Source organism: Demequina soli (assembly GCF_000971195.1).
Lineage (GTDB): Bacteria > Actinomycetota > Actinomycetes > Actinomycetales > Demequinaceae > Demequina > Demequina soli.
Map to the genome: position 1 here is coordinate 623,507 of NZ_BBLZ01000001.1, position 11,785 is coordinate 635,291.

At 71.7% G+C, this 11,785-nt stretch carries 6 protein-coding genes and 1 tRNA gene; all 7 read right to left on the minus strand.

The window, feature by feature from the left end; translation table 11 throughout:
* Nucleotides 1-3: 3 nt before the first annotated feature.
* Nucleotides 4-79 (minus strand) — tRNA-Arg (locus AOM04_RS02965).
* 107 nt (nucleotides 80-186) lie between these two features.
* Nucleotides 187-5,976: a discoidin domain-containing protein gene (locus tag AOM04_RS14205; RefSeq protein ID WP_082104311.1), complete on the minus strand. Its 5,790-nt coding sequence runs from the start codon at nucleotides 5,974-5,976 to the stop codon at nucleotides 187-189.
* Nucleotides 5,977-6,353: 377 nt separating this feature from the next.
* Complete coding sequence (locus AOM04_RS02975) at nucleotides 6,354-7,340, minus strand: aldo/keto reductase (protein ID WP_062461979.1); 987 nt, start codon at nucleotides 7,338-7,340, stop codon at nucleotides 6,354-6,356.
* Between the two features lie 272 nt (nucleotides 7,341-7,612).
* On the minus strand, nucleotides 7,613-8,365 hold the full coding sequence (locus AOM04_RS02980) for a C40 family peptidase (protein ID WP_228373595.1): 753 nt from the start codon (nucleotides 8,363-8,365) through the stop codon (nucleotides 7,613-7,615).
* Nucleotides 8,366-8,516: 151 nt separating this feature from the next.
* Nucleotides 8,517-9,200, minus strand: coding sequence for a metal-dependent transcriptional regulator (locus AOM04_RS02985; protein WP_062461987.1), 684 nt, complete (start codon nucleotides 9,198-9,200; stop codon nucleotides 8,517-8,519).
* Entirely contained in the window at nucleotides 9,197-10,525 is a 1,329-nt protein-coding gene (locus AOM04_RS02990) for a UDP-glucose dehydrogenase family protein (RefSeq protein WP_062461990.1), read from the minus strand. Before AOM04_RS02990 ends, AOM04_RS02985 begins: the two co-directional genes overlap by 4 nt.
* A gap of 27 nt (nucleotides 10,526-10,552) precedes the next feature.
* Nucleotides 10,553-11,767 (minus strand): mannose-6-phosphate isomerase, class I, encoded by a 1,215-nt coding sequence (manA, locus tag AOM04_RS02995; protein ID WP_156160574.1) that lies wholly within the window; start codon nucleotides 11,765-11,767, stop codon nucleotides 10,553-10,555.
* Between the last annotated feature and the right edge of the window lie 18 nt (nucleotides 11,768-11,785).

The window sequence follows — 11,785 nt, forward strand, 5'->3', positions numbered from 1 at the left end:
GAATGGTGCGCCTGGACAGATTCGAACTGTCGACACCCGCTTTAGGAGAGCGGTGCTCTATCCCCTGAGCTACAGGCGCCTGCACCGGGGTACCGGACCAGGGTACCGGTGCGTGCGGGCCGGGCCGCGCATCGTGCCCCGTCCGGCCGCCGCGGGAAGGGGCGACGGCCGGACGGGGACGGCTGGTCAGCCGGCCGCGACCTCTCCGAGGTCGGCCCAACCGGCCACGCCGGCGGCGGGCTGCACGCCGCGGAGCCAATAGGCGGCCCGCCACACGTGCCCGCCGGCGACCGCGAGGCCGCCGCGGGTGTAGACCATCGAGGCTGTCCACTCGCGCACGGAGCCCAGCGACGTCTCGACCGGCGCGCCGAGCTCCATCCACGGACCCCACGCCTGGCCGGGTGCCTCGTTGCGCGTCCACCACTGGGCCTGCCAGAGCTTGCCCTGGTAGACCACCCGGTCGCCCGCGGTGTAGACGCCCGAGGCGGTCCACGCGGCCGCGTCCCCTGCCGGGGTTGACGCGGCGAACCCGGCCTCGCCCCACGCGCCCGTGGCGCTCGAGCCGGGCACCTCGCCGCGGCTGCCCCACTGCGCCTCGTACGCGGCGCCGCCGTACGAGACGAGGTCGCCCGCCTTGTACTTGGTGGTCGCGGACCAGGCCGGGGGCAGCACGTGGATCACCCGCTGGGCGGAGACCCCCGCGCCGGTCACGGACGCCGTGACGACGACGTCGCCGTACGCGACCCCCGTCACCACGCCCGCCTGCGACACCGTCGCGATCGCCGGGTCCGAGGACGTCCAGACCAGGGTGTCGTCGGCGCCGGCCGGGGCGACGGTCGCCGTCAGGGCGAGGGTCCCGCCCTGGACGATGCGGTCGTCGCCCGCGACGGTCACCGCCGTCGGCGCGGGCACCAGGGTGCCCGGGATCGCGATCTCGGCGATCTTCACGAAGGTGCCCGGCGTCGCGAACACGAGCCGCACGGCCGTCGCCACGACGGGCGCGAAGGTCACGCTCGTCGCCGTCCCGTCCGCCGCGAGCGCGACGCCCTGGGCGCTCGTCGGGCGCCAGGCGCCGTCCGTGCCGCGGTACGCCACGGAGACGCCGCTCGGGCTGCCCTCGCTGTTGGTGAAGGTGACACCGGAGACCCGGTACGCGCTCGCGGCGTAGGCGGTGAACGTCGCACTCGGGCGGGAGGCGTCGGCCGGCCACGTGGACCACACCGTCGAGGTGCTGCGGTCGCACGCGTTGGTCGCCGGGAGGGTCTCGTACTGCGTCTGCCAGAACGAGGCCGCCACGGTCCCGCCGCCGGTGCGGCAGACGTTGGTCGCGCCGGTCCCGGGGATGGTGAGCTCGGGGATCTTGAGGTACGAGCCCGGTGTCGTGAAGGTCAGCCGCAGGCCGGTGGCGCTCACCGTGTCGAACGCGATGTCCGTGCGGACGTTGTTCGCCGCCGGCGCCACGTTCTGCGCGGTGGTCGCCTTCCACGTGCCGTCGGCGGCCTTGTACGCGACGCTCACCCCGGTGAGGTTGCCCTCGGTGTTGGTGAAGGAGAGGCCCGCGATGTCATACGCGGTCGCGGTCTCCACCGTGTAGGTGACGGGCGACTGCCAGCCGGTGTTGGTCCACGTGGACCACGCGGTCCCCGTGCTGCCGTCGCACGCGTTCGCGGCGGGCATGCCGCCGTAGAGCGTCTGCGAGTACGACGCGGAGACGGTCGCGCCGCGGCACACGTTCACCGCGCCGGGCGTGCCGAGGATCTCCACCTCGGAGATCGACTGCCAGGTGTTGGTGTCGGTGTGGAGCTGGAGGCGGATGCCCGACGTCGCCGGCAGCGCGGAGGTGTCGAGCCGCACGACCGGGGCGGCCTGCGACGCGTCCTGCGCGACGGTCGCGGACACCGCGGACGTCACCCATGCGCCGGAGGCGTTCAGGTACTGCACGGTCACCTTCGACGGCCAGGTCGCGCCGCCGTCGGCGTAGGTGTGGACCGCGACCTCGTCGGCGCGCTGCGCCGACGCCCAGGTGAAGGACAGCCAGCTGTCGCGCGGGTAGCCGCTCGAGGTCCAGTCGTCCCAGCCCTTGGCGGACGGGGCGAGGTCGACGAGCGTCCCCGCGAGGGAGGTCCTGCTCGACGCGGAGACCGTCGCGTCGGGCGCGAGGTTGACCGTCGCGTAGTCCCAGACGGTGACGGTGCGGGTGAACGTGCGTCCCGGGCCGAAGCCGTCCCCGGCCGCGAGCGTGCCCACGATGCTGTGGGCGCCCACGGTGGACAGGCCGCTGGTGTCCCAGGTGACCGGCGCATCGTCCGTCACGCCGCCCACGGTGACCGCGACGGTGCTCGGGAGGACGGCGTCGAGGTCGGCGCCGCGCCGGATGGTCTCCGGGAGGCGGTCGTCGGTGACGGTCCAGACGCCGTCACCGTCGCCCTTGTCGTCCCAGTAGGACGCGTCCCAGCCGTCGCCCCACCGCGTCGGGTCCTCGGCGGCGGGGTTGCGCATCTCGAGCGCGCCGCCCTCGCCGAACGTCATGGGCAGCCACACGTAGGTGGAGTCGGACTCGCCGGCATCCCACCTGTCGCCCATGTAGACGTAGTGGCCGTCGCCGAGCGTGAGGACGTTCGTGGACTGCGACCCGAACGTGGTGCGGCGGGTGTCGCCGACGGACAGGAGCCCGTCGCCACCCTCGGGGATGGCGCTGTAGGCGACGTTCTCGTACGCGTCGTCCGCCTTCACGCCGCGGATCCACGAGCCGAGGATCGAGTCCGACGTGTAGTAGGTCTGCGGGTTCGGGTCCCAGCCCGTCGCGCCCGACGCGACGACGTAGAACTTCCCGCCGTGCTCGAACATCGCGGGCGCCTCGAGGACGCCGCACTCCTTGACGATCTGGAAGTCCTGCCCGCGCACCGGCGCGTGCGCGGTGCCGTCGGCGAACAGGTAGGGGTACTCGCCGGACTCGGAGTACTGGATGCCCACGCTGTCGGTCGTGGTCGTGTGCTCGACGTTGGTGTAGTCCGCGTCGAGCTTGGCGATGTACAGGGACCGGTTCTCCTCGGAGGAGTAGACGATGTACGCCGTGCCGTCGTCGGCCTGGAAGACCGTCATGTCGCGGGCCTGGCCCGGCACGGCGGCCGTGGTGCAGGCCTGGTAGCTCGCGCGGTTGTACATCCGGTACGCGCCGACGAGCTTGAACGGGCCCGTCGGGCTGTCGGAGACGGCGACGCCGGCCAGCGAGCGGGCGTAGGTGCTGCCGCCGGGCGTGACGCGCCCGTCGGAGTGCCACCACATGACCCACTTCTTGGTCTGGGCGTTGTAGAGCACCTTCGGGCGCTCGAAGATCGACGTGTAGTCGGCCGCCTGCTGCGTGTTGAGGTAGTAGTTCAGGTCGTCGATCTTGGCCGTGTCCGGGGTGCCGGACGCGTCGACCGTGCCGTAGAGGCTCGCGAAGTACGGCTGCGTGAGCTCGCCCTTGGACGCGACCGAGCGCAGGGCGCGGCCCTCGTAGGTCCAGTTCATGGTGTCGGTCGAGCGGTAGACCGCGACGCCGGGGCTGTTCCAGTAGCCGTTGGTGCGGTCCTCGCCGTACCAGTAGTAGACGGTCCGGCCGTCCTCGCTGCCGGTGACCACGTCCGAGGCGTCGACGCCGAGCTCGTCGGCGGAGACTGCCACGATCTGCCCGCCGTGCGCCTGGATGTGGCGGCCGTCGGTGTCGTACCAGAAGGGCTGGAAGTAGTCGTCGGCGGACTTGCCCGGATCGGCGAGAGCGCTGTAACGGACGTAGGTCGGCGGGTCGTCGGTGCGGGGCACCCCGTCGCCGGAGTCGTCGACGGCGCCGGCACCCGGTGCGGCGAGCGTCCAGGTCTGGTTGCCGCCGCCGTTCGAGGTCCACAGGCCCACGGCGGTGCCGTCCGCGCTGGACTGGCCGTTGACGTCGAGCACCCGCTCGCCGTCGACGCTCAGCAGGGAGAACGTGGACCCGTCGGTGGTCGAGGGGATCCACTGGAGCGACGTGTCCGCCGCGGCGTCCGCCACGGCGGCGTCGACGAGCGCCGCGCTGCCGGCGACGGTGCCGAGGAGCCGGCCGTCCCCGGACTCGAGCGCGATGCGCTGACGGTTGGTGCCCTCGCCCGACATGGTGTGGACCGTCCACGACTGGGCCGCGACCTTGCTGGTGACGCCCTTGGTGATGGTCAGCGCGTCCCCGGTCGCGGTGAGCGGCTTCGAACTCTGGACGCCCGCGAGCTGGACGGTGTCGCCGTCGCGGAACGCGGGTGCGTCGGCGGCGACGCCGGAGACGCCCGAGACCACGAAGGTGGTGACGGACTTGGCGGGCACATGCACGACCGCGGAGCGCGAGGCGGCGTCGACGGCCACCGGAGCACCCTCGACGAGCGCGTTCGCGGTCGGGTCCGCGACCGTCGACTCGGTGGTGACGATCGGGGTGACGGTGGCGCCCGCCGCGATCGCTCCGAAGCCGGACAGGTCGAGCGTGACGTCCTCGGCGTCGGTGCCGTCGTTGACGTGGACCAGGGTGACGCCGTCGCCGTCCGCGGGGATCGCGGCGGTGGTCGCCGCATCGTCCGTCGGGACCAGGTGGTCGCCCGGGTGGATGTAGTGCGTGAAGTTGCGCGCCGTGTTGTACGTCGAGTTGGTAAGGATGCGGCACGAGGGGTCCGCGTCGCCGTCCGCGAGGCGTCGCACGGAGTCGCCGTCGGCGTTGCAGTCGAAGTCGACGAAGACGCTTCCCCAGTTGAGGTTCTCGACCTTCTGCATGTTGTAGAGGTCCTCGACGGGCTGCCAGAAGGTCCAGTCGCTGGGCTCGAGCTCGCGCAGGTCGTCGACCATGTGGGACGCGAGGCCCAGCCCGTTGTCGATGTTGACGGTGTTGAAGCCGGTGCCGTCCCAGTCGCCGCCCACCTCGCTCATCGACAGCGGCTTGTCGGAGGCCTTGGCGATGTCGCGGGCCACGAGCCGGCCGGAGGTGCCGTACGTGTGGACGTTGAGCTGCGTGACCGCGGCCTTCGACTCGACGCTCCACGTGTTCCAGTTGGTGGCGAAGATCGACGGGTTCGTCTCGTCCATCGCGGCGATGCCGACGTCCGTGGTGGTGTCGGGCCGTGCGAGGCGGTCGCGCAGCGCCTTGATCATGGCGTCCTGCGCGGAGGCGCCGATGTGCGCGCCCTCCTGGCGGCTCGCCGTCGTGGGCCAGCCGTTCGCGCCGAGCGTGGTGGACCAGTAGCTGGTGTTGGGCTCGTTGAACGGGTCGAGCGTGTCGAACGAGATGCCCGTGTCCGCCTCGAGGCGCTCGACGACGTTGACGAGGTAGCCGGCGAAGGCGTCCATGTCCGCGGCGGCCAGCTGCTCGGTCGAGCCGTTGCCGATGCCGCCCGACACGAAGCCGCTCTGCGTGAGGAAGTACGGCGGCGAGTTGGAGAACGCCTCCCAGCGGGTCACCTTGTCCTTGATGGCGTTCACCCACCACCGCTGGGACTGGTCGGCGTCGAGGTTGTACGCGGCCGGGTCGTCCGGGTCCCAGGCCGCGGCGTAGCGCGCGCGGTCGGCGTAGGTCGAGGTGATGGGCCCCTGCGCGTCGCTCGCGCCGAGGTCCGGGTTCCACCAGCCCTCGACGGCGCCGCCAGGGCGCAGGTAGGCGGGCACGTCCGTCGCGTTGCCGCCGCCGATGTTGTAGCGGGCGATGTTGAGCGCGAGCCCGTCCTGCCCGAAGACCTTGTCGACCAGCTCGTCGCGCACCGCGTCGGGGTAGCCGCCCGTCGCGTTCGCGAACCACACGAGGCTGGTGCCCCAGCCCTCGAACGCGTCGCCCTGGTAGGCGGGGTTCGGCGTGATGGTGACGGGCGTGCCCGTCTCCGCGGCGACCGCGGGTGCCGCCGCTCCCGCACCCGCGACGAGGCCGCCGGCCGCGAGCGTGCACGCGAGCGTGCACGCGAGCGTGGAGCTGATGATCCTGCGAGACGACATTGTCTCTCCCCTGTCCGTTCGCTGCCTCATCGCAGCGATCACGCCCCGCGGATGTTTACGCAAACAATCGCGGGTTGCTGCGATGCTAGGGGAAGCCCAAGGCTGCCGCAACCCGAGATGAGGCATATCTACCAGGCATTGCGCCTGTGACCGCTCCGAGTCTCGCGGGTTCTCAGGCGCGGGCGCGGTGCCGTCACGGGGCGGCGCTGTTCACGTGAACGGGGGCCGTACGCGGGCGCCACAGGGCACCCTTCCAGGGGTGATGGCCGCGCGCGTACGGCACGGGAGCGGCGCATCGTCCCCACCGAAGGTTCGGGACGCTCAGTCCTCCGAATCGCGCGCCATGCCGCGTCTCGGGACGCTCAGTCCCCCACGGCTCAGAACACCGAGTGGACGTGCTCCCGGCAGTACGTCTCATAGATCCGCTCGAGGCGGTCCATGGTCTCCGCCGGCAGTTCCGGGAACTCGGCGGCGGCCGCGTTGGACTGCGCCTGCGACACCTTGGAGGCGCCGGGGATCATGGTGGCGACGCCGATCTGCGCGAGCCAGCCCAGCGCCATCTGGGCCGTGGTCCACCCGGCAGGCGTGAGCGCGGCGACCTCGCGGGCCGCGGCGACGCCCACCTCGAACGGGATGCCCGAGAACGTCTCGCCGATGTTCATCTTCGAACCGTCGCGGTTCCACGTGCGGTGGTCCTCGGGCGCGAAGGTGGTGTGCTCGTCGTACTTGCCGGACAGCAGGCCCGACGCGAGCGGCAGGCGCGCGATGATCCCGACGCCGCGCTCGGCGGCCAGCGGCAGCACCCGCTCGAGCGGCTTGCGGCGGAAGATGTTCACGATGATCTGGATGGTCGCGAGGTCGGGCTGCTCGAGCGCGGCGAGCGCCTCGTCCACGAGCTCCACCGAGACGCCCCAGCGCGCGATGCGGCCCTCAGCGACGAGGGTGCGCAGGTCGTCGTACACGCGGCCGTCGGAGAACACCGGCGTGGGCGGGCAGTGCAGCTGCACCAGGTCGAGCGTGTCGACGCCGAGGTTCTCGCGCGACCGGTCCGTCCAGCGGCGGAAGTTGTCGAGGCTGTACTCCTCGGGCGTGTGCGGGTTCGCGCGGCGGCCCATCTTGGTGAACACCACGAAGTCGTCGCGGTCCTCGCGACCGGCGAGGAAGCGACCGATCGCCCTCTCCGAGCGGCCGTCGCCGTAGACGTCCGCGGTGTCGAACAGCCGCGTGCCGGCGTCGGCGGCGGCGTTCAGGACCTCCTGGGCGGTCTCGTCGCCCACCGTGGCCCAGTCGCCCCCGAGCTGCCAGGTCCCCAGACCCACCAGCGAGATCTCACGTCCAAGGTTCGGCACCATCGTCGACTTCATGGGATCTACCGTAACCGCCACGGGACGATGCGGCGGACGGCTCGGGCGCGCCGCCTCACCGACCGCTCGCGCCGCCTGGCCGACCGCTCGCGCCGACCAGGTTCCACACACGGACGCGGATGAATCGATCCATCTCTGCAACTCGCGCGGCAACACGCGAGTGGAGCACTCGCGGGTGCAGATCGCGTGTGGGGGGCGGTCGGCGGCACACCGCCCCCAGACACTGCGAGGGCCGCCACCTTGCGGTGACGGCCCTCGCGGAGCGCATGTGATCAGGTGACGCGGATGTACGTCGGGCTGGACTGCCAGATCGCGCGGAACTGGACGGTCAGGCCCGGCTTCGGGGCGTCGATCTGGAGGTTCGGGCCGGCGTAGATCGCCACGTGGCCCGGGGTCACGATGATGTCGCCCGGCTGCGGCGTCGACACGCGCGTGCCGATCGACCAGTACGCGGCCGAGGAGTGCGGCAGCGAGATGCCGAGCTGGCCGTACACGTACGACACGAAGCCCGAGCAGTCGAAGCCCGAGGGGCTCGCGCCACCGGAGACGTAGGGCACGCCCACGTACTTCGAGGCCTCGGCGATCACGGCCGAGCCGGAGATCGCGGCCTGGACGTTGGCCGACGGCTGCACCGGCGCCGCGACGGCGGTCGCGCCGCTCGACGTCGACGTGCCCGTCGAGGTGGAGGTCGACGTGGAGTCGGACGTCGTAGTGGTGGTCGACTCGGTGGTGGCCTGCACGACGGGCTCGGGCTCGGGGGCCGGCGGCGGCGGGACCTTGACCTTCACGGTCGGGGTGTCGATCGTGTACGCGTCCTTGTCGGAGGCGGTGGTGACCGCGGGGATGTCCGCGAGATCGGCGGTGTAACCGGCGTAGGCCGCGGCGTCGAGGCGGGTGCCGGAGGTGGAGCTGTCATCGGTGACCAGGGCCGCTGCGGCGGCTCCGGTGAGGGGGACCACGACGAGCGCTGCGCCCGCCGCTGCGGCCACCGCGCGCGTCTTGGCGCGCATGTATCCGTACTTCAAAGAATTTCGTTCCTTCCGCGCCCCGTGCGCGTCGATGTTTCTGCACCCCTACGCTCGCGTCATCTTCGAGCGTTTCCTCTTGTGAGGGGCACGGTGGAGGAGGTCTCCATGCCTTGAAGGCCGTCTGTTGTTATCGAAAATTTATCAAAGTTCACTGAGAAGGCAAGCCGAAGATGTGACGAGCCTGCTCGGGCGCCAGGATCCCCCTCCGCGAGCCCACCCTGATCTCGACCCCCTCGGGCACCTCCGCGACCGTCACCGTCGCGCCTGGAAGAAGGCCGTTCTCGACCATCTCGCGCAGCAGCTGGAGGTCCGCCTGCGGGTGCTCGCCGATCCTGGTGACTGTGACCTGCGCCACACCGGCGTCCAGGAGGGCCGTCAGGCGGCGCTCGCCGGGGGTCTCGGGGGCCCCGGCGACGCCCAGCTCGGCGAGCCCCGGGATGGGGTTGCCGTAGGGCGAGACGGTGGGGTTGTCGAGCAGCTCGAGGAGGCGTCGCTCGACGCGCTCGCTCATCACGTGCTCCCATCGGCACGCCTCGTCATGGACGTGCGCGAGGTCGAGGCCGATCACGTCGGTGAGCAGCCGCTCGGCCAGGCGATGCTTGCGCATGACGCGCATCGCGGTCTCCTGGCCGAGGGCCGTCAGCTCGAGGTGGCGGTCCTCCGACACGACGACGAGGCCGTCCCGCTCCATCCGCGCGATCGTCTGGGACACCGTGGGGCCGGCGTGGCCCAGGTGCTCCGCGAGGCGGGCGCGCATCGGGGTGACGCCGTCCTCGATCAGCTCGTAGATGGTGCGGAGGTACATCTCCGTCGTGTCGATGAGGTCGCTCACGACGCGTGGCGTCCCATGCCCAGGTAACGCCAGCCGGCCTCGATCCACCGCTCGGTGGGCAGGCAGTTGCGGCCGTCGATGATGACCTTGCGGGCGGCGAGGTCCGCGACGCCGTACGGGTCGAGCTCGCGGAACTCCTTCCACTCCGTCGCGACCACGATCACCTCGGCACCCGTGACGGCGTCCGCGGCGCTCTCGGCGAAGCTCAGGGTCGGCCACACCTTCGCGGCGTTGTCCATGCCCTGCGGGTCGAACACGCGCACGTCCGCACCCGACAGGTGCAGGCGGCCCGCGATGTCCAGGGCAGGCGAGTCGCGGATGTCGTCGGACTCGGGCTTGAACGCCGCACCCAGGACCGCCACGCGACGGCCCTTGAGCTCCCCGTCGAGCTCACGCTCCACCAGCTGGATCATGTGGGAGCGGCGACGCATGTTGACGTCGTCGACCTCACGCAGGAACGTCAGCGCCTGGTCCACGCCGAGCTCACCCGCACGCGCCATGAACGCACGGATGTCCTTGGGCAGGCAGCCGCCGCCGAAGCCCAGGCCCGCGCCGAGGAACTTGCGGCCGATGCGCTCGTCGTGACCGATCGCGTCCGCCAGCTCGAGCACGTCCGCACCCGCCGCCTCGCATACCTCCGCGATCGCGTTGATGAAGGAGATCTTGGTCGCCAGGAACGCGTTCGCTGACACCTTGACCAGCTCCGCGGTGGGCAGGTCCGTCACCAGGAACGGCGTGTCACGCGAGATCGCGTCGGCGTACACCTCGCGCGCGACCTCCTCGATGCGGCCCGGACGGTCCTTGTCGATGCCGATGACCAGACGGTCCGGACGCAGCGTGTCCTCGACCGCGAAGCCCTCGCGCAGGAACTCGGGGTTCCAGCCCAGCTGCGCGTCGTCGCCCACGGGCGCCAGCTCGCGCACCCGCGCCGCGAGCCGCGCCGCGGTGCCCACCGGCACGGTCGACTTGCCCAGGATCACCGCGGGGCGGGTCAGCAGCGGCGCCAGCGTGTCGATCACGGCGTCCACGAACCGCATGTCGGCCGCGTTCTCGCCCTTCTTCTGCGGCGTGCCCACACCGATGAAGTGCACGTCGGCGAACTCGGCCGCCTCTGCCGGGTCCGTCGTGAACCGCAGCCGGCCCGACTCGACATGCTTCTGCAGCAGCTCGGGCAGCCCGGGCTCGTAGAACGGGACCTCGCCACGCTTGAGACGCTCGATCTTGTCCGGGTCGATGTCGACACCGATGACCTCGTGACCGAGCTCGGCCATGCCGGCCGCGTGAGTGGCACCCAGATACCCGGTACCGAAGACGGAGATGCGCATAGTCATGCGCCCCAGGTTAGTGCGTCGTCACACGGCGCGGGACGGGACCTCCACCACGGCGGCGGACCCGACGGCGTCGACGACCAGGCGGCCGTCGGTGTGCGCGACGAAGGCCGCCTCGCCGCGGGCGAGCGTCACGCTGCCCCGTTCGCCGTGGACGGTGGCGGTGCCGTCGACCGCGAGGACGATGCGCGGCCCGGGTGCGAACGCGGCGGTCCCGCGCTCGACGACGCTGAGGTCGAACTCGTCGACCGGGGCGGGGTACCTCGTGACGGGTCCCACGCGCTCCGGGACCACCACCGGCGGCGGCAGCGGCGTGCCGTCGGTGAGGTGCACGAGCAGGTCGATGTCGACCGCCTTGGGGGTCAGCCCCGCGCGCACCACGTTGTCGGAGTTCGCCATGATCTCGACGCCCACGCCCGACTGGTAGGAGTGGATGACGCCCGCGCCGGTGAAGCACGCCTCGCCGGGCTGGAGGCGGACCACGTTGAGCGCGATCGCGACGAGCGCGCCCGGGTCGTCCGGGAACTCGAGCGCGGCGGCGGAGGCGACCGCGAGGGACTCGGGCACGCCGGAGCGCCCGCCCACCTCGACGAGCGCCTCGAGAGCCGCGGGGGCGTCGGGGTCGCGCAGCACGGACTGGACGAACTCGCCCAGCGCGACGGTGGGCTCGGTGGCGTTCGCGAGCGCCTCGGCCCAGCGCCGCGTGCACGGCCGGCCGAGCCACACGAGGTCGTGCGCCACGGCGGAGGCCGGACGGAAGCCCGCCAGCAGCGTCATCGGGGTGAGCGCGACGATCATCTCGGGCTTGTGGGAGCGGTCCTTGAAGGCACGATGCGGCGCGTCGAGCGGGACGCCGTGGCGGTCCTCCGCGCGGTACCCCTCCTCCGCCTGCGCCAGGGTGGGGTGCACCTGCAGCGACAGCGGCTTCGCGATGGCGAGCATCTTGAGGAGGTAGGGCAGGCGCTCCCAGCGCGCGACCAGGCCCGGACCGAGCATCGCCTCGGGGGCGCGCGAGATCAGGGTGTCGAGCGGAGCTGACTCGCCGGGGTGGAGCCCCGCCTCGTCGGCGCCGTCGTGGTGCGCTGCGGTCGCGATCGCGGGCGCGCTCGGATGAGCGCCCCACCACGCCTCGGCGACAGGGTCGCCGGATACGGCGCGGCCCACGAAGTCCTCCAGGACCTCTGTCATCCCCCAGGCGTACCGCTGAACTGTCGGCTCGAGTCGATACACGGCCGCCATGATGCCAGCAAAACGTCG